The organism is Acinetobacter sp. CIP-A165 (genome assembly GCF_000367985.1).
Taxonomy (GTDB): Bacteria; Pseudomonadota; Gammaproteobacteria; order Pseudomonadales; family Moraxellaceae; genus Acinetobacter.
In genome coordinates this window covers 521,658-547,022 of sequence record NZ_KB849201.1, presented here as the reverse complement: position 1 = coordinate 547,022, position 25,365 = coordinate 521,658, and the positions used below count along the sequence as shown (strand labels likewise).

Genomic DNA, 25,365 nt, shown 5'->3' with positions numbered 1-25,365 from the left:
TTTTTTTGTGATGAACGTTGCATCCCATTCTAATCTATGATTAGAACGCGAAGTGTTCCGCATCGAGTTCAAACAATGGCTCAACACCAGTTGAAAGTACGTCTACGTGAGAACGAACGCGTGGCAAGATCTTCTTGAAGTAGAAGCGAGCTGTCGTGATTTTCGCATTGTAGAAGTCAACTTCGGTTGTACCTTCAGCCAATTTCTCTTGAGCAACAAGTGCCATACGTGCCCATAAGTAAGCAAGTGTTACATAACCAGCGAAGTATAAGTAGTCAACCGCAGCTGCACCAACTTCATCAGGGTTTTGCATCGCACGCATACCGATTTGCATGGTGATGTCGCCCCATTCTTTGTTCGCCGCAGCCAATGGTGCAACAAATTCTTGCATAGCAGCATTGTCTTTGTTTGCTTCAACAAATTTATGGATGATCTTGGTGAAGTCTTTCAGCATTGCACCTTGAGTTTGCAATACTTTACGACCTAACAAGTCAAGTGCTTGAATCTCAGTTGTACCTTCGTATAAGCAAGCGATACGTGTATCACGTACGATTTGCTCCATACCGTGTTCAGAAATGAAGCCGTGGCCACCAAAGACTTGTACACCGTGCTTCGCAGATTCAGAACCAGTTTCAGTTAAGAATGCTTTAGCAATTGGCGTTAATAAAGACAAGATGTTGTCAGCAAACTTACGCTCTTCTTCAGTTTCGCCTTTTTCAACGATATCTGCATATTGAGCCAATAAGTAAACAAGTGCGCGACCACCTTCAGCAAATGCTTTTTGCGTTAAAAGCATGTTACGAACAGCAGGGTGAACAATAATTGGATCAGCGTCTTTTTCAGGTGCTTTCGGACCTGAAAGTGAACGCATTGCTAAACGATCTTTCGCATATGCTAAAGCACCTTGGAAAGAGCCTTCAGATGCAGCAAGACCTTGAACTGCCGTACCAATACGTGCAGTGTTCATGAAGGTGAACATGCAGTTTAGGCCGCGGTTTTCTGGTCCAATTAAGTAACCTTTTGCTTGATCAAAGTTGATCACGCAAGTTGCGTTACCATGGATACCCATTTTGTGTTCGATAGAACCACAACGTACAGCGTTACGCTCGCCAACTGAACCGTCAGCATTTACAAGGAACTTAGGTACGATGAAGAGTGAAATCCCTTTCGTGCCTTTAGGTGCACCTGGTAAACGAGCAAGTACGATATGGATGATGTTATCCGCCATGTCATGTTCACCAGCAGAGATAAAGATTTTCTCGCCAGAAATTGCATAGCTACCATCATCATTTGGTTCTGCTTTAGTACGAATAATACCGAGGTCTGAACCAGCATGAGACTCTGTTAAGCACATTGTACCTGTCCAAACACCTGATACAAGGTTTGGCATATAAGTCGCTTTTTGCTCATCAGAACCGTGGTGTTCAATTGTACGAACAGCACCATGAGAAAGACCTGGGTACATACCCCAAGACCAGTTTGCTGTACCAACCATTTCAGAGATGGTAATCCCTAATGAGTTTGGTAATGCTTGACCGCCAAACTCTTCATCAGCAGAAAGAGAAGGGAAGCCTAATTCGATATATTTTTGATACGCTTCTTTAAAGCCTGTAGGTGTAGTAACAACACCATCATTCCAAGTACAACCTTCACGGTCGCCTGTTTGATTAATTGGAGAAAGTTCATTCTCACAAAAATCAGCCGCCGCTTCTAGATATTGATCAACCAATTCACGGCTTACTGTGTCTTGAAATGCAGGAAGTTTCGCGTAATGTGCTTCAGCGTTTAATAATTCGTGCAATACGAACTGCATATCACGTAAGGGTGCTTTGTATTGTGGCATAGCGGGTTCCTCAATACTGGTTAAACCAGAGTTATAATCTTAGTCAATGATAAATGTGCCCAATGGCACCATTTTGTACCGCTAATCGTGCAACAAGTTATAGTTCGGTACAAGCTCTTGCAGGTCATTTCTTAGTGACTGCTAAGTCAAAGTTTGTCATGTCACCTGCTCAAACCATTAGATTGTAGCGGTTTTATTGTTTTTTACTCCAACTGCTTAGTGAAAATCGTAAGCAGCTGTGTATCAGGTATTGGGCCTTCATTTATTTATGCTAATCAATGGTGCACACCAAAAAGGCGCTTAGTGCGCCTTTGAGGAAATCCAAATTAAATTGTTTAATTACTTTGACGTTTATATTGCGTTTTTTCAGGGCTAAAGCGCATTTCACATTTGCCTTGAATGGTACGTTGTTGCCATCGTACGTTAACCGTTTGCCCTGCTTTTTTGCCAACACAGGCTTTTTCAATTAATGCGCGCTGTTGTTGGCGTTCTTGACGGATTTTCCCTTGTTGATGTTGGCGGTGATCACGTTTTGCTTGCCATTCTTTACGTTGTTCTGGTGTAAGCTGTGGGCGTTGTTTGTGATCACGATAGTCACCGTCTCGTTGCATTTGATATTTACCATGATGGTGTCTTTCATCTGCATATTTGCTTGGTGGTGTTGATTGGCATGCGGTTAAAGCAAACATGGAACCGAGTAGTGTAGTCATAAAGGCAACTTTTGTTTTGTTCATTGTTTTATCCAGCAAATAGGTTGTGATTTGATGGTTAAAGATTAGATAATAAACATGAAGAAACAATGGAGAGTTTTTTTGGACCATGTTGGTTACAATCCATAAATAGAACACTATTGAGACTTAGCTTTTGAATGTTCGTCGTATTCCGATAGCCTTACGTTTATTTCTGACTGTGCTACTGACCACTTTGTTGATCGCAACGATCAGCTTGGGTGTTTTGCATTGGACCATGCAAAAGAACTTTGCACGTTATGTTGCTGATGTAGAAATGCAGAAGCTCGATCGACTGATTGCCAATTTAGCCAATGTGTATACGATTTATCATGATTGGGGCAATGCGGTTCAGGCACAAATTTTACAGATTGAAGGTACTGCTGCGCCTGACGATTATGATCGTTTATCTCAGTGGTGGTTGCGTCGTCAATATGATATTGCACTGCAACAGCGCTATTTTAATGAGCATACTCTATTAAACCTTTCTCCAGCTTTGACTCAAAACAATACTGAAATAAGAAATCGTCAGATTTTCAATGAAGAAGAACTCAGTGTTTTAAAGCAGAATTTGCCTTCTGAATACCAACCCTTTGAGGGGTTACGCTTTCCGCTCAGTCCGAGTCAATTTCGCCTAAAGAAAGAAGGCTCAGAAGGTGAACAGGAAAGTAAATCGAACAATGTGAATGCACAAGGGAAAAAGCGCTTTGTATCCATTCCTGATCGTTTGGGGCTAAGTTCTCGACTATCTTTATATAATGAAAAACAACAATTTATTGTGGGTGAGCCAACCACAGATCAAATTTCGTATCGTCCGATTATGGTTGAGCAAAAGGTGGTGGGCTATCTCGGCTTAAAGCCTGTGCTAGATCAAGATGATGCATCAAGTATTAACTTTTTTAGCAATCAAAAGCGCTATTTACTTTTAGTATACGCATTAACCGTGTTATCCAGTATGGTGGCTGCTTTACTGATGGCCGCTTACTTTAGAAATCCGATTCGTCGTTTGCTTGATGCCACATTGGAACTGACGCGAGGCAATTATCAGTACCAAGTTAAGATTAGGCGAAATGATGAATTGGGTGATTTGTCCAATCAGTTGAACCATTTGGCTGATATTCTGCATCAACATGAACAATCACGCCGTCAATGGGTCGCCGATACTTCACATGAGCTAAAAACCCCATTGGCTGTATTGCAAGCGCAAATTGAGGCGATGCAAGATGGGATTCGTAAAGCGACACCAGAGCATTTAGATGCAATGATGCGACAAGTCGCCAGTTTAAAGAAGCTGACACAGGATTTGGCAGATTTAGCACAAGCCGAAGCACAACAATTGAAATGTTATTTTGCTGAAGTGAATCCTTGGGATGTGGTGTTACAAGAAGTTGATAATTTTAAGTCAACTTTTGAACAACATCAGTTGGAAGTGTTGCTTGCAGGAGAGGATGCAACTTTATCTTTAGATCGAGATCGGTTTAAACAGATTATCGTGAATTTATTAGGCAATTGTGTTCGCTATACAGAACAGGGTGGAAAAATACAGATTCACACTCAACAAGATGAGCAACAATGGATATTGTATGTGGACGATAGTCCATTTGGGGTCAATGACGAACAATTGGCACGACTAGGAGAGCGTTTCTATCGCGTCGATGACTCACGTACCCGCAGTACAGGTGGAACAGGTTTAGGCTTGGCACTTTCATGTAAATTGGCACAGGCATTGGGTGGTTCGTTGACTTTTGATCATTCACCATTAGGTGGATTGCGTTGTGTGCTGACTTTTCCCAAACAAATGAAATAACGTTGAGACCCTCTTTTGCTTGAGGATAATGAATAGGATGAAGACATGAAACATATTATGTTGGTTGAAGATGAAGTGGAACTGGCGCAGTTGGTTCGTGATTATTTGGAAGCGGCTGGTTTTGAAGTCAGTATGTTTCATGATGGTCAGGAGGCTTATACGCATTTTCAACAACGCAAACCAAACTTGATGATTTTAGATTTGATGGTGCCACGGATGGATGGTTTGACCATTTGCCGTAAAGTGCGTGAACAGTCAGATTTACCCATCATTATGGTGACAGCCCGTACTGAAGAGATTGATCGGGTACTGGGCTTAAATATGGGGGCGGATGATTATATTTGTAAACCATTTAGCCCGAAAGAATTGGTCGCACGTGTGCAAGCGGTTTTACGCCGTTTAGAACGTAAAGCCGAGCCTGAGCAAAATGATTTATTCCGTATTGATAAAGCACAGCAACGGATTTGGTATCAACAAAAAGCGTTAACTTTGACCCCAACAGAATTCCGTTTATTGGAACTGTTTTTAGAGCACTTAGGACAGGTGTATTCACGTGCGCAGTTATTGGATCACATCAACCCGGATAGTTTTGATGTGGCAGACCGTGTGATTGATAGTCACATTAAGAATCTGCGCCGCAAGATCTCTGATGCTGCCGAAACAGGGAATCGTCATGAATGGATTCAAGCTGTGTATGGCGTAGGCTATCGTTTTGAATACCCTGATGAGAGTAAATAAAAGTTTATCCTGTGGGTAACCCTTGCGCCACTACAATCGTGGCTCATATCCACAGAAAATGTGGATAGTTTTCTTTATATAGTGCTGCATATATCTACTGCTAATCTAGATTGTTTCGATATTATGGGTGAATCTTGATTTTGGTATTGTTATCCACCAATTGCCAGATTTCATCCATATCAATATTGCGTACAGCGATACAACCTAAAGTCCAATCGCCTTGCGGCATATAAGTTGCGCTAGAAGGGATGGATGTTCGATCTTTGGGAACTGTGCCGTGAATCATAATATCGCCACCCGCAGATTGACCATGTTGCTGTGCATAGGCAAGGTCAGCTTGATTGGGGTAAGAAATATGCAGTGATTTATAAAAAGCACTTTGTGGATTGCGCCAATCAATTCGGTATTCACCTTCAGGCGTTTTTCCATCACCTTCAAATTGTTTATGCCCAATTGGATCAAAGCCTAAACGCATTGGATAATCACGTACGATCTCATCATGGTGTTTAAGATGAAGACGACGTTTTTCTTTAAAGACTTCGATCTCGGTAATTGGCTTGCTTTGTTTAAGTTGCTGAATATCTTCGGTTGAAAGTGCTTTGGGCACGAGTGTTTGCTGTGTCGAAATCGAACTGGGGAGGTATTGTTTATAATGATAAACCACAACGCCAATGATGATTAGAATTACAAAAATGCACAGTGCCAGCCAAACTTTCATTAATCGAACCTCTTTCTAAGATGAACAGCTCACCACAACTTCAGGCACATCACTTGGTAATGGTGCGATATCTTGTTCAGTTTCCAAATCAGATTGCTTCTGATACGGCTGATTTAAAAGTTTGAATAAGCGATCTACCTCACTAAAATCACCGCGTTCAGCCAGTTCGATGGCTTTTTGCGCCATATGATTGCGTAAAACATAATGTGGATTTACTTGTTGCATCGCCTGATCTAATTCAACAGTATCTTGATGCTGACGAATGTTTTGATAACGTGTGAGGAAGTCATCAAACTGCTGCACATGAATACAATCATCTCTCAAAGCTTTGTAGTCGTGTTGCTGCAAACGAATAAAGCTTTGGGTGTAATCCAGTTGCTCTGTTTGCAAAATTCCGAGGAAAGCAAAACTACAATCTAAACTGTCTTTATGAAAATTGGGTAGTCCCATTTTTTGACATAAACCTTGACTATAATATTCTAAAAATGTCGGTTCATATTGTTCTAAACATTGCGCCAAATCATGTTTGAATTGCTCTTTATCTTCAGGCTTTGCCAATGGAATCAGTGTATTTAACCATTTCCAAAGATTCCAATGTCCAATACTCGGTTGGTTTTGATAAGTATATCGTCCTTGATCGTCCGAATGATTGTTGATCCAGTTTGGTCGGAAGCGTTCCAAAAAGCCATAAGGCCCAAAATCTAGGGTTGAACCAGTAATGTTTAAATTGTCGGTATTCATGACACCGTGTGCAAAACCGACAAGTTGCCATTGGGCAATCATCAGTGCGGTTCGATCAATCACCGCTTGAGCAAAAGCGAGAATTGGCTGTTCAGCATTTAAACATTCTGGATAATGCCATTCGATACATTTTTGTGTGAATTCTGGCAAAAGTTCAGGTGCGTATTGATTGATCCACTCAAAATGCCCAAAACGAATATGACATTCTGAGGTGCGTAATAACATTGCCCCCAGTTCTAATGTTTCACGTTGGACCCCTTGGGTCGAGGTGGTAAAACCAACTGCATGACTTGAGGCGATACCCAAGGCATTGAGTGCGTGACCAGCTAAGTACTCACGAATGACTGAGCGAAGTACCGCGCGACCATCACCCATACGAGAGTAGGGGGTCGCACCCGCACCTTTGAGGTGTAGGTCTATGGTTTGACCTTGCTGATTTAAAATTTGCCCGATCAACAAACCACGACCATCTCCAAGCTGCCCAGCCCACTGTCCAAATTGATGACCTGCATAGACCATTGCCAATGGGGTGAATTCGGAAAAAGTTTTTTGCCCACTACAAATCTCAACCCAGTTGGCTTTATCTTCTTCACTCCATTGCAATTCGTCAGCTAAGCTTTCATTGAAATGTCCTGCTTTCGCACCACGTAAGGGGGTGGGCTGTTGCTGATGATAAAGCTTGGAATCGAGAGACGCATAACGTGGGTTAAAATGCATAAGATAGAAATCTTGAAAGGGCAGAGCAAAGACTATAGCAAATTTTGATATGAGCCGCGATTGTAGCGGCGCAAGTGGGGCTTGCTGTAGTGTAACGAATAAAGTTGTTGTGCAGAATTGATCGGCATAAAAAATGGCCCCATAAAGAGACCATTTTAGAAATTATTTAGTCAGTTATTCAGAAACAGGCGCTTTTTTGATGTTGCGCATTAGGGTTTCTAAACATTCACGATGGTGACTTAAACGATGTTCAAGCAATTGGAAATCGACTTTCAGCTTGTGGTCGATTTGATGGATTCTTTCAGCCATCGCTGCTTTTTTCGCTTGAAGCTCCTGTTCTTTCAATTTTGCCCAATCATTTAAGGTATGGGTAAATGCTTCATATTCTTGAGCAATACGTTGTTTCATTTGTACGATGTCAGTATTGACGTCATGCCCATAAATCGCCAAATCCTGTTCAGCATATTTAAAGCGCATTGCAAGCTCAGCTTTTTTGATATTAAAGCTTGGAATACGACGTAAATTTTTGGCTAAACCGAGTTTAGAACTGGTCCAAATCAACCATTTTGTTGGGTCATACTGCCACCATTTCACGCCGTTACGATAATCGTATTGGAAAATGTGGTGATAGTTATGATAGCCCTCACCCCAAGTGAAAATAGCCAAGACAAAATTGTCACGTGCAGTATTTTCATCGGTATAAGGACGTTTGCCCCACATGTGGCATAGCGAGTTAATGAAGAAAGTAACATGATGGCTAATGATTAAACGTAGTAAACCACCAAGTAAAACTACACCCCAAATGTCGCCGACAGCCCAACCAATACCACCTAAGACACCAACATGGACAGCAATCACCAGTGGGACATAGTATTTATGTTGGAACATCACCAATTTATCATTCAATAAATCAGGTGAGTTTTTATAGTCAGGTTCAGATGGTGAGTGATCACGAATCATCCAGCCTAAATGAGCATACCAAAAGCCGCGTTTAATTGAATACGGGTCTTGATCAATGTCATCGACATGACGATGATGAGTACGGTGACCTGAAGCCCAAAACAAAATACTGTTCTGAACTGCAAAAGTACCGCCAATCATCAGTAAGATTTTGAGTGGTAATGCCGCATCATAAGCACGATGTGCCCAAAGACGGTGGTAACCTGCTGTAATTCCTAAGCTACTTAAAGCCAAAAGGAAAAACAAACTGACCCAAGCACTTACACTAAAATCATAATAATAAGCATATAAAGGGATTAAAATAGCAGCAAGAATTGGAGTTCCAATTAAGGTAATGCTAGCAGTCCAGTTAATGGGTGCTTTTTTGAGTGGGGCGGAATTCATATCCGTCAGCGCTCCTAATAACCTTGTTCACACAAGATAATAAAACTAAACGAGATAGCAAGACCAATCATGACGATATATTGCTATTTTAGTCCTGATATTAACATGCTCAAATCAATAAGCACTAGTATTATTCTACAGTTGTATCGAAAGAACCGTAACAGAATTCGTTTACCACATCGGCTTATCTATTAAAAGGTGAAACAAATCAATGTCTGAGCAAATTATCGTGAAAAATCCTATTTACGCTTTGAAGGCATATGTTCACAAAACTTTAATACTTTCTGCTGTTTTGATGCTTGCCGCTTGTCAAAGCCAACCGACTAAAGTGCAAAAAAACACCTTACAACCCAAACACGCTAACCAACTTCCGACTTTGCAGGTTCGTAAAAGTCTTGATGGAATTCAAGATGTTGATTGGCAAATTACCATGATCCAAAACAAACGTGCATTGTTCTTTAATCAGTATCCGAGTTTTTCGCTGAACTCAATTGCTAAAAGTGTTTCTGGGCATACAGGCTGTAACAATATCTATGGTCGCTATACCTTTGATTTTGCTCAACGCAAACTTGATTTTGATGTAAGGGCGGGACATTTGAGTTGTAATAAAGCCTTGGCACAAGAGGCTGATCTGTTGGATGCGATCCAACGTGTTGAGCGCTTTCAATTTGATGGCACAAACTTATATTTGCTGGATGCGAAAGGGCAGCGTTTGATTCAGGCACAAAAGAAAAAATAAAGGAAAATGGTGGAATTTATTCCACCATTTTTATAAGGATAAATGTTGCAACATGGTGGTTGGAATATCAGTAATTAAACCCTGAATACCTAACTGCTGTAAGTGTTTTGCTCGTTCAATATCATTAACGGTCCAAACACTGATACTTAGATCAGCTTGCTGAGAGATTTTAATGATTTCATCCGTTGCAAGCTGATCTTTCCAACCAATCTGATGGCATCCATATTGCTGAGCCAATTCGATTGCATGTTCAGCAATTGGTATCTCGACCAATAAGCCACGTTTAAAATGACTCTGATACTGTTGTAATGCCGCTAAAATTTTGAGATCAAAACTGGTAATAGTTGCTGTTTGCTCAAAGCCTTTTAAGTCTTGATGTAACTGAATAATTAGTTTCTCAGCTGCGGCATCATTTGCAACGGCTTTGATTTCAACCTCGATATGTTCAAAGTCGGTTAAGCACGCCATAACTTGTTCTAAACTCGGCGTATATTCAGGTTCAGCCCAAGTTTGCCATAGATGGCGATGATCGAATTGTTGAGCTTGAGCTAAGCTGCAACTTTCGACATGCTGCGACAGACCTGTGGTATGAATAAAGTTGTCATCGTGAATTACAACCAGTTGCTCATCTTGGAGTTGTCGAACATCAAATTCGACAGCACGAACACCAAGACCATGCAGATAATGAAACCCACCTAAGGTATTTTCTGGTGCTTCACCACGTGCTCCACGATGACCGATGATTCGCATTTATGTGCTGCCTAATATGGTTATTCTGGATCAATACTGTCATTAATATTTTTCTGCCACAACACTTCACTACCACCTTCAGCACGTTGTAATGCACGAGAAGCGACAAATAACCAATCTGATAGACGATTGAGTAATTGTAATGCGGTTGCTTGGATATTTTGGTCACGTGCATGCACTGACATCAATGCGCGTTCTGCACGACGACATACCGCACGTGCTTGGTGTGCATAGCTACACGCTAAAGTACCTGACGGTAAAATGAACTCTTTCAACATCGGTAAAGATTCATTCATGCGATCAATTTCTTTTTCTAGAAATTCGATACAAACAGGTTGAAGTAGGTGATAGTTTGGAATACAAACCTCTCCGCCTAAATCAAATAACCAATGTTGAATCAAGCTCAGGCTTTGGTCCCATTGGTTTTTATCACTGATTTGACTCGCGCTAATTTGTGCGCGAAGTACGCCAATCGTTGCATTGAGCTCATCGACATCACCCAAAGCAGTGATACGTAAATCATCTTTGGCAACACGTGAACCGTCACCTAAACCTGTTGTGCCTGAATCACCTGTGCGTGTATAGATTTTACTTAAACGATGTCCCATCGGATTTCCTAAAATAAAAAAGAGGCAATGCGGTCAAGACATTACCTCGAAACTGGAGTTAAGAAAATATGTTTATGATGTTATCGCAAGATTAATAACGGAATGTGACACCCGCTGAAGCTTGACGACCGCCGTTGATGTAATACACCCCGTTACCGTTATAAGCTGTTTTATAATTTACATCACCAATGTTTTCAATATTTGCAAAGAGTTTGACCATTGGAATAGGTTGCCAATACACATTTACATTCGTTGTTACATAACCTGGTGTAGTTGTTGGTGTAGTTGATGGCCAGTCTGCAAAATCCTTCGAATTCGATTTAGCAACGATAGAAGTTGAAACACCGTATTCTCCATCATCCCATCCAGTTGTTAGGCTTAAGCTTTGGCGTGGACGACGTGTTAAGTCTTTTTTAGTTTCATCATCTTTTGCTTGTACATAAGCATAAGTTGTACTTAAAAATAGTTCGTCTTGTTGCCACTTGAACGATACTTCACCACCTGTAAAAGTTGCTTTCTTAACATTTTCAAGTTTTCCAGCTTTAGAACTAATCAAGTTATCAACTTGGTTGCGGTAAATAGATAAACCAAGATCAATATTGTAGTTTAACTTTTGATCGATACCGATCTCATAGGAAAAACTTTCTTCAGGCTTGAGGTCTGGATTTGCACCCCATGAAATCGCATACAAATCATTAGTTGTCGGTGCGCGAAATGCTGAACCTATATTGGCGTAAATGCTAGTAAGCGGCAGTAATTGATAGCGAATAGCACCTTGACCAACAGTATGTGTACCAAACTTATCATTATCTTCAACACGGACACCAACTTGTGTTTCTATACCATTATGTTGATATTGGTGTTGCGCAAAATAGCCAATTGTATCTACAGACTCTTTATATTTAACATCTTGACCACCCCAAAGGTTTTTAGAGTAAACATCACCTTTGATGTCTTTATATGTTGAACCCACTAAAATATTTTGAGTTGGAGTTATTTGCCATTTCGTATAAAGTTCAGCTTCTTGTGTTGTGCTGTAAACATAATCTGGTGAGTTATTTTGGTTCAAATCATCTTTGAACTGTGATAAACGAGCATGAATAGCTAGATTATCAAGAACATTTGCACGACCTTTGACATTGATAACTTCATTCTTGAAGTCTTGAGAAACTAGGTTGCCATAGTTGTCATAGTCACTATAGCCTTCGTTTTCACTATAATCGACAGAAGCAGAAAATAGCTCTTTTTCGACACCAATTTTTGCGCTATAGCCCTTTTGGTCAAAACTGGCTTTCTTGCTGTTTTTTGCGTTTGTTACAGATGTGCCATCAGTCTCTAGACGTTGCCCACGAATTTGGGCATAGAAACCATTTTCAGCGAGATCTGCACCAATGACTGATTTATAGGTTTTATTTTCACCAATTTCGCCTGTGATAAAAGCGGAAGTTTTTTCAGGTGTTTTTGAAATCAGTTGTACCACACCACCAATTGCATCAGTGCCATATAAAACAGAGGCAGGACCTTTTAATACTTCGATCTGCTTAATATCTGTTGTATCAATAAAAGGTAAGGATGCTGCACCAGATGTGTTTGAATTAAGACGAACACCGTCTCTTAAAAGTAAGGTGTGATTTGAGTTTGTACCTCTTAAAAAAATCGAAGCAGTTTGCCCATAACCACCGCTTTGGACCATATTGATCGAAGCATCTGTTTGAAGCAATTGCGGTAAAGATGCAATTGGAGATTGCTCAAGGATTTTTGGTTCAATAATGTTAATTCGAGCAGGTACTTCACTGATTTTCTGTTCAGTACGAGAAGCTGTTACAACGATGGTATCAAGTGAGGCTGTTTTTTCACTAGATTGACTTTGAGCAAAAGCAGGAGAGGAAAACCCCATCGCAATAGCGATAGCACCAACTAAACGAGTCGGTTGAAAAGTAGTAGACATGATGTTGCTCCATACATTCACCCTTCGTGAATGTTTGCGTAGAAGATAACAACAAGCAGGTCTCCGGACTTCACTATATCATCACAATAATGATGCTATTAATCATCTTCCCACATCATACAGATGCAGTGATTTGGCGTAGAGCTAAGATTAATAATACGGTGTTACCGTTGCGAGGGCAGTGTTGGACTTACACCAACTTCCCTATAAGCAAAAGAAATTGCTTTAGACTTGTTGCAAAATTTATCAAAGTATAAAGTGTTAACGTTTTTTAAACAATCGCATTTCGGAATGAACTTTGCCCTATGAAGGTCAAATTGCATTACAATACGATGGTTTAAAAGTATTCATTTAAAATTGGACATGACATGCGCCAAATCCAACTGCGAACTCGCGCCAAGATTTGTGGAATTACCCGAACACAAGATATTCATGCTGTTGTGCAAGCTGGTGCGGATGCGATCGGTTTGGTATTTTTCCCACCGAGTCCACGTCATGTCAGCATTGAACAAGCTCAATTATTAGCAGTGCTCGTTCCGCCATACGTGCAATTGGTAGGCTTATTTGTCAATGCAAGTCCCGCAGAAATACAAACGGTGCTTGATTCAGTTCCTTTGGATGTATTACAACTACATGGTGATGAAACACCCGAACAATGCCAACAGATTGCTCAACACTGCAAGCGTCGTTGGTATAAAGCGATTCAGGTAAAACCAGATATCGATGTTGTGACCGAAATTCAACGTTATCAAGCTGCGGGTGCTAGTGCAGTCTTATTAGATGCATGGCATCCTGAGCTAAAGGGTGGAACAGGGCACAGCTTTGATTGGAATCTATTTCCACAACTTGATATTCCACTAATTTTGGCAGGCGGACTAACCCCTGAAAATGTGAGTGAAGCTATTGATACTACAGCTGCTTTTGCTGTGGATGTCAGCGGAGGCGTAGAGTCCGCAAAAGGTATAAAAGACCAACAACTCATTGAAAAATTTATGCAAGGAGTCCAACGTGGATCAGCAAAATCTTAGTCAAAAAAATCAGGCAATTGACTATACCCAGTTTCCAGATGCTCGAGGGCATTTTGGTATTCATGGTGGACGTTTTGTGTCCGAGACGCTGATGGCTGCGCTTGAAGATTTAGAAAATCTTTATGGTCGTATGAAAAATGATGCACAGTTTTTGGCAGAATTTGACCGTGATCTTGCGTTCTATGTTGGTCGTCCTAGCCCACTTTATCATGCAGAGCGATGGTCGCAGCAACTCGGCGGTGCGCAGATTTACTTGAAACGTGAAGACTTGAATCACACAGGTTCACATAAGGTCAATAACACCATTGGTCAGGCCTTGTTGGCAAAACTATCAGGTAAAAAACGTATCATTGCAGAAACAGGCGCTGGTCAGCATGGCGTTGCGACGGCAACGATTGCAGCACGTTTAGGCCTTGAGTGTGTAGTATTCATGGGTGCGGAAGACGTTAAACGTCAAGCGATGAATGTATACCGCATGCGTTTACTTGGTGCGAAGGTTGTGCCTGTGCAAAGCGGTTCAAAAACATTGAAAGATGCTATGAACGAAGCGATGCGTGACTGGGTCACCAATGTGGATAGCACTTATTACGTGATTGGTACCGTGGCTGGTCCACATCCATATCCGCAGCTAGTTCGTGATTTCCAGTCGATTATTGGTCGTGAAGCGCGCCGTCAAATCCAAGAGCAAGCAGGGTGTTTACCTGATGCTTTGGTGGCTTGTGTTGGTGGCGGTTCAAATGCAATGGGCTTGTTTTATCCATTCTTGAATGATCAAGATGTGAAAATGTACGGTGTTGAAGCTGCAGGTTATGGCATTGAAACAGGTAAGCATTCGGCACCATTGAATGCAGGTCATGTCGGTGTATTGCATGGTAATCGTACTTATTTGATGTCGGATGAACAGGGTCAAATCATTGAAACCCATAGTATTTCGGCAGGTCTTGATTATCCAGGTGTAGGACCAGAACATAGTTTCTTAAAAGATATGCACCGTGTTGAATATGTGCCGATCAATGATGAAGAAGCGTTACAAGGTTTCCGTGATTTAACCAAGATCGAAGGGATTATTCCTGCGCTTGAAAGCGCTCATGCTATGGCCTATGTCACCAAACTTGCGCCAACGATGTCTAAAGATCAAATCATTATTGCCACTGTTTCAGGTCGCGGTGATAAGGACTTGATGACCGTTGCACGTATTGATGGTGTTGAAATGGTTGAGATGTAAAGCACTTCAGTTCTTTACAAGCAAAAAAGGGAAGCAATATGCTTCCCTTTTTTTATTGTTTAAAACCGATTATGGAATCAGCTTGATACGATCTGTTGCAGGTGCGCTGAGTGGTGAGTTTTGAGTCACGTATTTCTCAAAAACATCAATATCTTGTCCGCCACCAATTGGGTTCTTCCCTTGTTTTAAAACGGTGAAGTTATCACCACCATCGGCAATGAAGTTATTAACCGTGACACGATAGATTTGAGTATCGACCAGCGCTTGCCCAGAGACAAAGATATTACTCGCTCGAGGTGTGGCGGTCGCATCTTTTTTATAAGAATAACTGAACTCTTTTGACGGTTGTAAGATGCGAGGCGTTGTTGCATTCGCGCCAGACCATTGTTGTTCTAAGAGTTCACGAATTTGTTTGCCAGTGAGACTCAGCGTGACCAATGAATTACCAAATGGCTGTACGCTAAACACATCGCCGAAAGTAATTTGATTACTACTATTAATCAGTAAGTCTGCGCGTACACCACCCGCATTCATCAATGTAAAATCCGAACCTTGATTGCTGGCTGCAAGTGCTGCCGCTTGTTGAGCATCGGCGATCAAATTACCCAGCGCGGTTTCGCCACTTTCAGTACGATTACGATCAATAACAGTGCTTGCAGAACCCACCACGCGTGCGGAAATTGTCGCAACGGCTGGACGATATTTATCTAATATCGCTTCAATACTTGGCGTTTTACTAAACTTTTGGTACAGATCGGTTAAGTTGACTGTCGTTGTGCCTGAGGTATAGCTTTCACTTTGTACTGGTACTTGTGTGGCATCTTTTTTGATGACATCACCAGTTTTTCCATCCAGTTCGAGTTGGATATTGGTAATGGCTGTACCGTATTGTCCCGCAGATGTGAGTAAGAACGGTTTTTGTGGATTCTTGGTTGCATAGTCACAGATATAAGATTGATGCGTATGACCAGATACCACAACATCAACCGCAGGATCTAAGCGTTCCAATACATCGATTAATGGACCACTCAACCCATCACAGGTTTTCTTATTGAATTTGGTACTTGGCGCAACGCCTTCATGCACCACCACCACAATCGCTTCGATCCCTTGTTTCTTTAACTCAGGAACCAATGCGTTGACGGTATCTGCTTCATCATGAAAGTTGACATCGGTAATCCCAGCAGCAGAAACGATGCTCGGAGTTGCCTCTAAAGTTAGCCCTACAAAGGCAACAGGAATACCACCATAGGTTTTAACTTTATAGGCAGGGAAAAGCGTCTTGTTTGGATCAGCTTTCATCGAAACATTGGCAGCGAGAAAGTTAAATTTTGCGCCAGAGAAGTTTGGGTTGATTTGACAGGGTTTAGTACTGGTATATTGCTGACAGCCGCCATTTTGTAAACGGCGAAGTTCATCGGTTCCACGATCAAATTCATGATTTCCCACCGCATTAAAATCGATTTGAATATCGTTCATTGCTTCAATGGTCGGTTCATCTAAGAATAACGATGAGATTAATGGAGAGGCACTAATTAAGTCGCCAGCAGAGACGACCGCATTATTGGGATATTGTGCCCGTAATTTTTTGATTGCATCAGCAAAATAACTGACACCACCGACAGGTATTTGTACCGTTTTACTATGATCATGGGGATCATCTGCTTCAATGAAGCGTTTAGGTGGTTCTAAATTGCCATGAAAGTCATTAAAGGCAAGAATATTGATACTTTGATTTTTTCGTTCAGTTTTGGGTGGTTGATTATCATCACTATCATTACAGGCGGTTAGCGCCAACAGCATTACACACATTGCATTTACTTTAAAAAGAGTACGCGTCTTCATGATTTTTTGATCAAGTGGTATAAGATTGTTTTTAAAGATAAAACTTATGTATGAATATTTGATGAAATATTGAACTTTAATCTCAGTGCAAAGACCTTAGAGTGAAGTTGAACTGTACTCAAAAAATTGTGGTCTGGTTTAGGTAAATGTTATGAATTAGCGGCTATGATAGGCAGGATGCTCTCAATCGATCACGGAACCAAAAATCATGGATTTGATACAAGCCAATGGTCAGCCACGTTATGGACGTTTTGATCAGCTACCCTCCCGAATTAACCTAGATGACTATATTTATAAAACGCCTTATGGTCATCCACTCAAAGGCTGGCGTAAGCAATTAAAATATAAGAAATTCAAGTTTTGCGGTATACAGCATGAGCACTACAGTATCGGCGTTGCCATTGTTGATTTATCTTGGGCGGGACATGCTTTCTTTTATATCTATGATCATCAAGCTGAACAAGTGATTGAATGCAATTCAATTCAACCTTTTGGTTATCAAACCAAACTGGATGAACAACCGTTATTTAGTCAAAGCTATTTTAAAAAATCAGGCTATTGTTTCAACATGAAACATGCCAATGGCGTGCGTTATATCCAAATTACTAGACATGGTGAGGTCCAGCTTAAAGCGCGTATCTTTTGTGCGGGGACTGATGCACTGAGTTTATGTAGCCCGACTGGGATCAATGGTTGGACGTATACACAAAAGCAAACCACTTTAGCGGTTGAAGGTTTTTTTATCACTCCTGATCAGCAACAGATACAATTCAATGCGCAAAGTCTTGCATCATTAGATGATACCTGCGGTTTTTTACGCCCAGAGACAGCATGGTTTTGGTTGTCTTGTCAGTTCCGTGATGCAAATGATCATCGCATTGGGCTTAACCTTGCTTCTGGTGTAAATGAAAGCTTTGGCAATGAAAATGCCTTGTGGGTTGATGGGCGTTTATATCCACTTACGGATGTTTTATTTGAACAACAAGATGAAAAAAATTGGACAATTCGTTCTTTGGATGCCCGATTAAACTTGTTGGTGCAAACAGGGTGGTGTCGTTTTGAAAATATTAATTTGCGTTTGATCGGAAGCCAGTTCAATCAATGGCAAGCCAAAGTGAGTGGCACGATTGAGCAAGAAAATGGTGAATTGCTGGTGTTGAATGATCAGTATGGTTTATTGGAACAGCATTATGCGAAGTGGTGATGGTTGAGAAATCCTCCCAAACCTCCTTTTAAAAAGGAGGGGGATTCTTCTCTTTAAATATTATAGCCCTGCTTGCCAAAAAGCCTCACCCGCTGCAATCGGGTCATTGGTTTTAGCTAAAGTATCAATCCAAACATCGTATTGACGAATCACAGGATGCTGATTCGGATGGAAGTCTTTTTTAAACCAGTCGCTATATTGCGCTCTTTTTGCCGTCAAAATACCGTTACGACCAAAGAACCAAGGTAAGCCTTTACGCGCCATATCAAAACGTTGTCTTAAACTGAAACCATCAGTTTTAAGCATCACATCGGTACGATAAAGGGTAAATCCAAACATTAATACGGTTGTAATCACCAATGCTGATTTACGGGTAAACTCAGGTACTTCGCCGACTTCTCTCATCACATCAAAAGCCACATCACGATGTTCCATTTCTTCAATCGCATGCCAAGCAAACAGGGCACGAACAAAAGGGTCTGCTTCTGCCAAAGTTTCTTTTTGACTATAGAAGGTATCGGCCATCAGTGCAGTTAAATGTTCTGCTGCCGCAGTCATGGCAATGTTGTATTGTGGAGAACGATTTTTCAATTCAAATTTAAATATTTTCTTTAAACGATGGGTGAATTGATCAACAGGCATACCTTGTTCTTTCATGACTTGGTTCATTTTGTCATGCGCAATCCCATGTTGGGCTTCTTGACGAATAAAATCAGTAACACGTTCCTGTAACTCAGGATCATTGATTTTGTCACGAAATAAACGAACACATTCAATGAAATAGCGCTCACCATCAGGGAATGTGAGGCTCAAGGCGTCAAACATACGGGTACGGAACGGATCGCCTCCAAACCAAAAACGAGGTGCTTCATTTAAGTGGAAGTCTAAGTTCGTTCTTACGACTGGATCAACCTGATAGGATACATGTGCATTCATCGGTGTTCTTCCTTTTCTTTTAATGTACTCAGTATGGGGAAAGTTCGATGAAATGTTTTGACAGTTACAGCCAAGTTTTATACAAATAGCGACAGATTAGGATGAGATTGGCGCATGTCAGTTAAAATAATTATTGGATACTTACGATTGTTGAATCGTGTTTTACAACAAGAACACATTGATTTGTCTAAAGTTGTTGCACCTGAACTTTGGCAAGCTTTTGCTGCGTGTTTAGAAAACCCAGATGAACAAGAGTTTGATGTCGAGCGTTATGTCGTACTATTACGCGCTGCTCAACCTTATTTTACCCGACCAATTACGCTTGTTTTAGCTGAACATGCCAATTTACAAGATCTCGGTTTAATGGGGTATTTGGCTTCAACCAGCTTAGACCTACAGCAAGCGTTACAGTTATTACAGCGTTATTATTCTCTGATTTTTAAACAGACCAATTTAGAACAACTCGATGTACAACAATTTTCAGATTATATTCAAATTGTATGGAATGCCTCATATCCTGATTATCGCGAGATGTATGAGTTGAACTTGGCGCTGATTTTTAAAATTGCCGAATCAATTGCACAAGATACGCTCATTCCACCACAAATGATTCAATTTGGTTATGCGCCGCATACTGCATTATTTCATTTTGAAAAGTTTTATGGATGTTCAATACAAGTTCATGCTGGACAATACGCTATTCGCTTTCCTCATCAGATTTTAAAAGCCAAGAGTATTGCCGCAGATCAACAGCTCAATCAGGTTTTATCGAGTCAAGCACAGCAATCCCTGAATAGCACCAGTTCCGTTGAAATTCAGCAACAACAATTTAAACAGAAAATACAAAGTTATATTGAGCAAGGTTTATTGCAGCAAGAAGAGGTTTTGCAACGTTATGTCGCCAAGCGGTTGCATTGTTCCGAACGGACTTTGCAGCGTCAGCTCAAAGGGTATCAACTGAATTTTCAAGATATCTTAGATCAATATCGGTTGGAGCAAAGTAAGCTTTATTTGCAGCAAGGTAAATCATTTTCTGAAATTGCCGAACGTTTAAATTATGCGGATCAAAGTGCATTTGGACGGGCGTTTAAGCGTTGGACAGGTTTTACACCGAAACAGTTTTTAAAGTCTCTTTAGTTTTCAGAACAAAACTAAAGAGACTCATATGAATTTTTAAGATGTTCTTAAGCGTGGGTAATTAAAGACGATCGCAAGTATCGCAAAGATAGCTAAAATCCAGCAATAGTAGATATGTCCAATCAATTCTAAGGGCGAAAGTTTGGCAATCGAACACGCGAGAAGCAACTGCGCACCATAAGGAATAATCCCTTGAGTCACACAAGAAAAAATATCAAGTAAAGCGGCACTACGCTTCGGATCAACGCCATATTCTTTGGCGACTTCACGTGCCATATCTCCCGATAAAATAATCGCCACAGTATTGTTGGCAACGAATAGATTTGAGAAGACCACAAGGAAACTAATGCCTAATTCACCTGCACGTTGTCTCCCAAATTTAAATAAGCGAGTAATCGCGTAGATCCGTTGGATTAACCACTGTAAACCGCCTTCTTTTTGCATCAAAGCCGACAGTCCCCCGAGGAGCATGGAAAGTAATGCCACCTCAAACATGCCCACAAAACCGTTATAAATTGAATTATTCAATTGCAGCAGGTTGAATTCTGGCTTTTCAATGAGCCCTATAACACCTGATAAAATCACACCAATCATTAAAACAGCAAGTACATGTAAGCGACTAAATGCGAGCAAGAAAACGGCTAGATAAGGCAGAATTAGCCATAAATCATATGGCTTGGATTGAATCTCCTCAGCATGCTGGCTCAATGAAATATAAACGATCAAGCTGATCAATGCAGCAGGTAAAGCGATCCAAATATTGACACGGAACTTATCTCTTAATTCAACATTTTGGCTGCGTGTTGCGGCAATGGTCGTGTCTGAAATCATTGATAAATTATCGCCAAACATTGCGCCACCCACCACCGCACCAATCGCATAAATCGGGGCAATATCGGTCGCTTGAGAAAAGCCAAACGCAATCGGGGCACAGGCTGCAATTGTACCCATCGATGTGCCCATTGCTGTGGCAATAAACGCGGAGATGATAAACAGCATCGGCAAAACATACGCTGCTGAAATCAATGAAAGCCCTAGTTGGACCGTAGCATCGACACTGCCAATGGTATTGGAAACGCTGGCAAATGCGCCCGCCAACATAAACACCATAAACATTAGAATCAGATTGGGATGACTTGCGCCCTGTAGGAAATCTTCAATTGCAGTATTGAGTTTTTGTTTATAAATAAGTAAAGCAAGAATCACGGCTGGAATAGCAGCAATAGGGGCTTTGATCTGATAAAAGGCAAATTCTGTCCCAATCATTGAATGATAAATACCACTCCCGAGAAAGATGACCAAAAATACCAATAGTGGTAGCAAAGCAAGTGCATTGCTTTGTACTTTTTCCTGAGAGTGGGCAGACATAAAATCAAAAGAACATTCAAAAATTGCGCATAGTATAAAGGAGCTTGGCGGATTTCTAAAATGTAGTGCGATTGGGCTAAAATTAGGAAGCTTTGATCATTGAGAAAAAGTCCAAAATATAGATAAATGTATTAGGGCTGTTGTTGGTGGTCATAATCAGCACGTGCAATCACGTCAAACGCTGTTCAATGTACAAAAAATAGCGTTACAATGCAGTGTTTTTTGTACGACTACAAACAACTCCTCAACATAAATCAAGGAAAGCATAATCCTATGTCACGTCTTGCCACTCGTTTTGAACAGCTTAAATCTCAGCAACGTAAAGCGCTTGTTTCTTATGTGATGGCAGGTGATCCGCATCCACAGGTAACCGTTCCCTTACTTCACCAAATGGTTGAAGCGGGCGTTGATGTCATTGAATTGGGTTTACCTTTTTCTGACCCAATGGCAGATGGTCCAGTCATTGCCTTAGCCGCTGAACGTGCTTTAGCAGGTGGAACAAATACCTTAGATGCTTTGAATATGGTGAAAGAATTTCGTCAAAAAGACCAAACGACACCGGTTGTTTTAATGGGTTATTTAAACCCTGTTGAAGTGATTGGTTATGAAAAGTTTGCAGCTTATGCGAAAGATTGTGGCGTTGATGGTGTTCTTCTCGTGGATTTACCACCAGAAGAATCACAGCAGTTGGGAGACATCTTAAAACAAAATGAGATGGATCAAATCTTCTTGCTTGCACCAACTTCGACAGATCAGCGTATTCAACATGTGGTCAATCAAGCCAGTGGCTTTGTTTACTATGTGTCCCTCAAAGGTGTGACAGGTGCAGCAACATTAGATACCTCAGAAGCAGCAGCGCGGATTGCAAAAATTAAATCTAAAACCAATGTGCCAGTCGGTGTGGGTTTTGGAATTAGTGATGCTGCATCTGCAAAAGCCATGGGACAAGTTGCCGACGCCGTAATTGTAGGTAGTGCTTTCGTTAAATCTTTTGCAACATTGCCAGTCGATGAGGCTGTGCAACAGACGGTGAATAAAGTGAAGGAGCTTCGAGCTGCGCTCGATGAGTTAGTATGAGTCAAGACGTAGAAATCATAACAGGGAAAGTACTTCACCCTGCAACCCCTTGGACGGAGCGTGAAGTTCCTGGGATTCAGGTCGCGGATCAACAACAGATATTCAAAGCGACCTTTACTGAACCGACGATTGAATGTCCTGAGTGTCATGCACTGGTTACTCGTACTGCGATGTCATTCAATGCTTATGTTTGCCCACAATGCGACGAACACTTACGCATGCGTGCACGTGATCGTTTGAATTGGTTTTTTGATCAAGTCAACACTGAGTTAGGTCAAGAGTTTAGCGCCAAAGATCCATTGAAGTTTGCAGATACTAAACCTTATCCAGATCGTATGCGTGAAGCACAAGATAAAACGGGTGAGACAGAAGCACTCGTGGTCATGCAAGGTTCTCTGAAAGGTTTAGATTTGATTGCTTGTGCTTTTGAATTTGATTTCATGGGCGGTTCAATGGGTACAGTTGTGGGTGATCGCTTTGTACAAGCGGCTGAACGTGCGATTGAACTGCATCAACCTATGATTTGTTTTGCTGCTTCGGGCGGTGCACGTATGCAAGAAGGGATGTTGTCTCTCATGCAAATGGCACGTACCTCGGCTGTGATTCAAAAAATGAAAGAAGCACGTGTACCTTATGTGGTGGTATTGACGCATCCAGTTTATGGAGGCGTAACTGCATCATTGGCGATGCTGGGTGATGTGCATATTGCTGAACCGAAAGCCATGATTGGTTTTGCGGGCAAACGTGTGATTGAACAAACGGTACGTGAAAAACTGGAAGAACCATTCCAACGCGCAGAATATTTACTCGATCATGGTGTGATTGATCAGATTGTTCACCGTCATGCGTTACGTGATACTGTATATCGACTTGTTGCAAAGCTGATGAATTTACCTTGAAACCGCACGACCCACATTCAAAAGATACCCTAACAACATGGCTCGATTATTGGAGCCATGTTCATGTTACAGGCATTGATTTAGGCCTAGAACGTGTCATTCCAGTCGCTGAAAAGTTAGGTGTGATGCAGCCCGATGCGAAAGTATTTACAGTCGCGGGTACCAATGGTAAAGGTTCAACCACAACTACTTTAGCCGCTATTTTAAATGCACAAGGCTATAAAGTCGGTCTCTATCAGTCACCGCATATTTATCGTTTCAACGAGCGTGTGAAGTTGGCTGGTGTGGAAGTCGATGATCAAACTTTGATTGATGCTTTTGTTTTGGTCGATCAAGCCCGCCGTGAATGCGGTTTATCACTTTCTTTCTTTGAAGCAACCACTTTGGCTGCTTTTGTTATTTTTAAACAACAACACTGTGATGTTTGGGTGCTTGAAGTCGGTCTTGGCGGTCGTCTAGATGTGGTCAATGTCATCGATCCTGACATTGCAGTCATTACCAATATCGGTTTAGACCATACTGATTGGCTTGGTGATAGCATCGAAAAAATTGCGTTTGAGAAAGCAGGCATTATTCGCCCGAATATTCCCGTCATTTTTGCAGGACAACAACAACTGCCTCAAGCAGTGCAAGATAAAGTGACCGAGACTAAGGCTCACTTGTCTGTTTTAAATCGAGATTATTTTTATCAGCTCAATGATGATGGTCAAACATGGTCATTTGCATCATCAGGAACGACATTACAGCTCCCAGTCGGGCAGTTAGCGCTTGATAATATTTCTACGGCTGTTGCTGCTGTGCTCTTGAGTGGCATAGAAATATCGCAAACAGCAATCGCACAAGGAATTCAGCAAGCGTGTTTGCAAGGTCGTTTTGAAATACGTCAAATTCAAGGTAAAACGGTTGTTTTTGATGCAGGTCACAATCCGCATGGTGTTGAATTTTTATTGAAGCAGTTGCGAAAATTCCTAAAATACAATAAACAGTACACAGAAGTTGTTGCGGTATTTTCAATGTTGGCAGATAAAGACATTGCATCGGTCACTGATTTACTAAAAACAACAGTAAAAAATTGGTTTATTGCTAATTTAGATGTGCCTAGAGCCGCGCCTGTGCAACAGTTACATGATGCATTGCACGGTCAACAGGTGCATGAGTTTGGCAGTATCCAACAAGCTTTTGAAACTGCGCTGAACAAATGTAATAACAATCAGCTGATTTTAGTCTGTGGTTCGTTTCATACCTTAGAAGCGGTCTGGGAGTATTTAGAACAATGTCAATGAATAACAAACAACGCTGGATGGGCGGCGTTGTTTTACTTGGAGGTGGTGTTTTATTGGCAGCATTACTTCTCAAAGGTAATGAAGAAATAGAACAAGACAAGACACAAACTCAGATTGAACACCCAAGTGCTCAAACTGAGTCTAAACCAAAACTTGCACAGCCTGCGCAAGACAGTGAAATGGTATCGTTACAACCCATGGCTGTTGACATTGAAACCGAAAAACGTCTGCTTGAAGAGCAGCGCCAAGCGCGTGAAAAAGCCGTTGCTGAACAAGAAGCGCTTGCTGCTGATTTTTTAAAGATGCAACAAGAAGCAGAAGCTGCTGCAGCACGTAAGGCAGCGGAGGAATATGCTGCAATTAATGCCCGTCGAAATGCTGCACAAGAAAGCTCGGATAATATTCCACCAGAGTTGATTGAAGATGACAAAGTCAAAGCACAACGACTTGCGGAAGAAAAGCGTAAGTTAGAAGAGAAGCGTAAAGCGGACGCAGACAAGAAAGCCGCTGATGATAAACGTAAAGCGGAAGCGGACAAAAAAGTAGCTGAAGATAAACGTAAAGCCGAAGCAGACAAGAAAGCTGCTGAAGATAAACGTAAAGCCGAAGCAGACAAGAAAGCTGCTGAAGATAAACGTAAAGCGGAAGCGGACAAGAAAGCTGCTGAAGATAAACGTAAAGC

21 protein-coding genes, 1 pseudogene and 1 riboswitch are annotated in these 25,365 nt (G+C 41.3%); of the genes and pseudogenes, 11 read left to right on the top strand and 11 right to left on the bottom strand.

What is annotated here, in order from left to right; all coding sequences use genetic code 11:
• Positions 1-40: 40 nt before the first annotated feature.
• Entirely contained in the window at positions 41-1,843 is a 1,803-nt protein-coding gene (locus F991_RS05260) for an acyl-CoA dehydrogenase C-terminal domain-containing protein (RefSeq protein WP_004669550.1), read from the bottom strand.
• Positions 1,844-2,178: 335 nt separating this feature from the next.
• A complete protein-coding gene (locus tag F991_RS05255; RefSeq protein ID WP_034595444.1) occupies positions 2,179-2,577 on the bottom strand; it encodes a hypothetical protein in 399 nt (132 codons plus the stop codon).
• A 130-nt stretch (positions 2,578-2,707) separates the two neighbouring features.
• On the opposite strand from F991_RS05255, the gene baeS reads away from it, so the two are divergent.
• Positions 2,708-4,378 (top strand): sensor histidine kinase efflux regulator BaeS, encoded by a 1,671-nt coding sequence (gene baeS / locus F991_RS05250; RefSeq protein WP_004669547.1) that lies wholly within the window; start codon positions 2,708-2,710, stop codon positions 4,376-4,378.
• A 45-nt stretch (positions 4,379-4,423) separates the two neighbouring features.
• The gene (locus F991_RS05245; protein WP_004669546.1) at positions 4,424-5,116 is read left to right on the top strand and encodes a response regulator; all 693 of its coding nucleotides are present in this window, start codon (positions 4,424-4,426) and stop codon (positions 5,114-5,116) included.
• Positions 5,117-5,237: 121 nt separating this feature from the next.
• On the opposite strand, the gene F991_RS05240 is transcribed toward F991_RS05245, so the two are convergent.
• From F991_RS05240 to F991_RS05230, 3 genes are all read right to left on the bottom strand, one after another.
• Positions 5,238-5,834, bottom strand: a complete 597-nt coding sequence (locus tag F991_RS05240; RefSeq protein ID WP_004669545.1) for a L,D-transpeptidase family protein — start codon at positions 5,832-5,834, stop codon at positions 5,238-5,240.
• Between the two features lie 15 nt (positions 5,835-5,849).
• Positions 5,850-7,292: a protein adenylyltransferase SelO gene (locus F991_RS05235; RefSeq protein WP_004669544.1), complete on the bottom strand. Its 1,443-nt coding sequence runs from the start codon at positions 7,290-7,292 to the stop codon at positions 5,850-5,852.
• 174 nt (positions 7,293-7,466) lie between these two features.
• Positions 7,467-8,636, bottom strand: coding sequence for an acyl-CoA desaturase (locus F991_RS05230; protein ID WP_004669543.1), 1,170 nt, complete (start codon positions 8,634-8,636; stop codon positions 7,467-7,469).
• A gap of 211 nt (positions 8,637-8,847) precedes the next feature.
• Between F991_RS05230 and F991_RS05225 the strand changes: the two genes are divergently transcribed.
• Entirely contained in the window at positions 8,848-9,375 is a 528-nt protein-coding gene (locus tag F991_RS05225) for an META domain-containing protein (protein ID WP_004669541.1), read from the top strand.
• Positions 9,376-9,405: 30 nt separating this feature from the next.
• Here F991_RS05225 and F991_RS05220 read toward each other — a convergent pair whose 3' ends face one another.
• The 3 genes from F991_RS05220 to F991_RS05210 all read right to left on the bottom strand — a co-directional run bounded on the left by F991_RS05220 (position 9,406) and on the right by F991_RS05210 (position 12,681).
• On the bottom strand, positions 9,406-10,125 hold the full coding sequence (locus tag F991_RS05220) for a glycerophosphodiester phosphodiesterase (protein WP_004669539.1): 720 nt from the start codon (positions 10,123-10,125) through the stop codon (positions 9,406-9,408).
• Between the two features lie 20 nt (positions 10,126-10,145).
• Positions 10,146-10,733 carry a cob(I)yrinic acid a,c-diamide adenosyltransferase gene (locus F991_RS05215; protein WP_004669538.1) on the bottom strand — a complete coding sequence of 196 codons (588 nt, stop codon included), beginning with the start codon at positions 10,731-10,733 and terminating at the stop codon, positions 10,146-10,148.
• 91 nt (positions 10,734-10,824) lie between these two features.
• Positions 10,825-12,681: a TonB-dependent receptor plug domain-containing protein gene (locus F991_RS05210; protein WP_004669536.1), complete on the bottom strand. Its 1,857-nt coding sequence runs from the start codon at positions 12,679-12,681 to the stop codon at positions 10,825-10,827.
• Positions 12,682-12,717: 36 nt separating this feature from the next.
• Positions 12,718-12,931: riboswitch (cobalamin riboswitch) on the bottom strand.
• A gap of 118 nt (positions 12,932-13,049) precedes the next feature.
• Here F991_RS05210 and F991_RS05205 point away from each other — a divergent pair.
• Positions 13,050-13,709, top strand: coding sequence for a phosphoribosylanthranilate isomerase (locus F991_RS05205; protein ID WP_004669534.1), 660 nt, complete (start codon positions 13,050-13,052; stop codon positions 13,707-13,709).
• Positions 13,690-14,934, top strand: coding sequence for a tryptophan synthase subunit beta (gene trpB, locus F991_RS05200; RefSeq protein ID WP_004669532.1), 1,245 nt, complete (start codon positions 13,690-13,692; stop codon positions 14,932-14,934). Before F991_RS05205 ends, trpB begins: the two co-directional genes overlap by 20 nt.
• Positions 14,935-15,003: 69 nt before the next feature.
• On the opposite strand, the gene F991_RS05195 is transcribed toward trpB, so the two are convergent.
• A complete protein-coding gene (locus tag F991_RS05195) occupies positions 15,004-16,779 on the bottom strand; it encodes a bifunctional metallophosphatase/5'-nucleotidase (RefSeq protein WP_004669529.1) in 1,776 nt (591 codons plus the stop codon).
• 208 nt (positions 16,780-16,987) lie between these two features.
• Between F991_RS05195 and F991_RS05190 the strand changes: the two genes are divergently transcribed.
• Complete coding sequence (locus F991_RS05190; RefSeq protein WP_004669528.1) at positions 16,988-17,983, top strand: DUF2804 domain-containing protein; 996 nt, start codon at positions 16,988-16,990, stop codon at positions 17,981-17,983.
• 60 nt (positions 17,984-18,043) lie between these two features.
• Here F991_RS05190 and F991_RS05185 read toward each other — a convergent pair whose 3' ends face one another.
• Complete coding sequence (locus F991_RS05185) at positions 18,044-18,919, bottom strand: metal-dependent hydrolase (protein ID WP_004669526.1); 876 nt, start codon at positions 18,917-18,919, stop codon at positions 18,044-18,046.
• 114 nt (positions 18,920-19,033) lie between these two features.
• Here F991_RS05185 and F991_RS05180 point away from each other — a divergent pair, with 114 nt between their 5' ends.
• Positions 19,034-20,056, top strand: a complete 1,023-nt coding sequence (locus F991_RS05180; RefSeq protein WP_004669525.1) for an AraC family transcriptional regulator — start codon at positions 19,034-19,036, stop codon at positions 20,054-20,056.
• A 36-nt stretch (positions 20,057-20,092) separates the two neighbouring features.
• Here F991_RS05180 and F991_RS05175 read toward each other — a convergent pair whose 3' ends face one another.
• Positions 20,093-21,424 (bottom strand): Na+/H+ antiporter NhaC family protein, encoded by a 1,332-nt coding sequence (locus tag F991_RS05175; RefSeq protein ID WP_004669523.1) that lies wholly within the window; start codon positions 21,422-21,424, stop codon positions 20,093-20,095.
• 273 nt (positions 21,425-21,697) lie between these two features.
• Here F991_RS05175 and trpA point away from each other — a divergent pair, with 273 nt between their 5' ends.
• The 4 genes and pseudogenes from trpA to F991_RS17810 form a co-directional block, all read left to right on the top strand.
• Positions 21,698-22,501: a tryptophan synthase subunit alpha gene (trpA, locus tag F991_RS05170; RefSeq protein ID WP_004669521.1), complete on the top strand. Its 804-nt coding sequence runs from the start codon at positions 21,698-21,700 to the stop codon at positions 22,499-22,501.
• Positions 22,498-23,400, top strand: a complete 903-nt coding sequence (accD, locus tag F991_RS05165; RefSeq protein ID WP_004669519.1) for an acetyl-CoA carboxylase, carboxyltransferase subunit beta — start codon at positions 22,498-22,500, stop codon at positions 23,398-23,400. Before trpA ends, accD begins: the two co-directional genes overlap by 4 nt.
• The gene (gene folC, locus F991_RS05160; protein WP_004669517.1) at positions 23,397-24,683 is read left to right on the top strand and encodes a bifunctional tetrahydrofolate synthase/dihydrofolate synthase; all 1,287 of its coding nucleotides are present in this window, start codon (positions 23,397-23,399) and stop codon (positions 24,681-24,683) included. Before accD ends, folC begins: the two co-directional genes overlap by 4 nt.
• Positions 24,674-25,365: pseudogene (locus F991_RS17810) on the top strand (SPOR domain-containing protein); the annotation flags it as partial. The gene folC and the pseudogene F991_RS17810, both read left to right, overlap by 10 nt.

Coding starts and splice junctions, on each gene's coding strand:
- F991_RS05260 (WP_004669550.1), bottom strand. CDS start 1,843: ATGCCACAATACAAAGCACCCTTACGTGATATGCAGTTCGTATTGCAC.
- F991_RS05255 (WP_034595444.1), bottom strand. CDS start 2,577: ATGAACAAAACAAAAGTTGCCTTTATGACTACACTACTCGGTTCCATG.
- F991_RS05245 (WP_004669546.1), top strand. CDS start 4,424: ATGAAACATATTATGTTGGTTGAAGATGAAGTGGAACTGGCGCAGTTG.
- F991_RS05240 (WP_004669545.1), bottom strand. CDS start 5,834: ATGAAAGTTTGGCTGGCACTGTGCATTTTTGTAATTCTAATCATCATT.
- F991_RS05235 (WP_004669544.1), bottom strand. CDS start 7,292: ATGCATTTTAACCCACGTTATGCGTCTCTCGATTCCAAGCTTTATCAT.
- F991_RS05230 (WP_004669543.1), bottom strand. CDS start 8,636: ATGAATTCCGCCCCACTCAAAAAAGCACCCATTAACTGGACTGCTAGC.
- F991_RS05225 (WP_004669541.1), top strand. CDS start 8,848: ATGTCTGAGCAAATTATCGTGAAAAATCCTATTTACGCTTTGAAGGCA.
- F991_RS05220 (WP_004669539.1), bottom strand. CDS start 10,125: ATGCGAATCATCGGTCATCGTGGAGCACGTGGTGAAGCACCAGAAAAT.
- F991_RS05215 (WP_004669538.1), bottom strand. CDS start 10,733: ATGGGACATCGTTTAAGTAAAATCTATACACGCACAGGTGATTCAGGC.
- F991_RS05210 (WP_004669536.1), bottom strand. CDS start 12,681: ATGTCTACTACTTTTCAACCGACTCGTTTAGTTGGTGCTATCGCTATT.
- F991_RS05205 (WP_004669534.1), top strand. CDS start 13,050: ATGCGCCAAATCCAACTGCGAACTCGCGCCAAGATTTGTGGAATTACC.
- F991_RS05195 (WP_004669529.1), bottom strand. CDS start 16,779: ATGAAGACGCGTACTCTTTTTAAAGTAAATGCAATGTGTGTAATGCTG.
- F991_RS05190 (WP_004669528.1), top strand. CDS start 16,988: ATGGATTTGATACAAGCCAATGGTCAGCCACGTTATGGACGTTTTGAT.
- F991_RS05185 (WP_004669526.1), bottom strand. CDS start 18,919: ATGAATGCACATGTATCCTATCAGGTTGATCCAGTCGTAAGAACGAAC.
- F991_RS05180 (WP_004669525.1), top strand. CDS start 19,034: ATGTCAGTTAAAATAATTATTGGATACTTACGATTGTTGAATCGTGTT.
- F991_RS05175 (WP_004669523.1), bottom strand. CDS start 21,424: ATGTCTGCCCACTCTCAGGAAAAAGTACAAAGCAATGCACTTGCTTTG.
- trpA (WP_004669521.1), top strand. CDS start 21,698: ATGTCACGTCTTGCCACTCGTTTTGAACAGCTTAAATCTCAGCAACGT.
- accD (WP_004669519.1), top strand. CDS start 22,498: ATGAGTCAAGACGTAGAAATCATAACAGGGAAAGTACTTCACCCTGCA.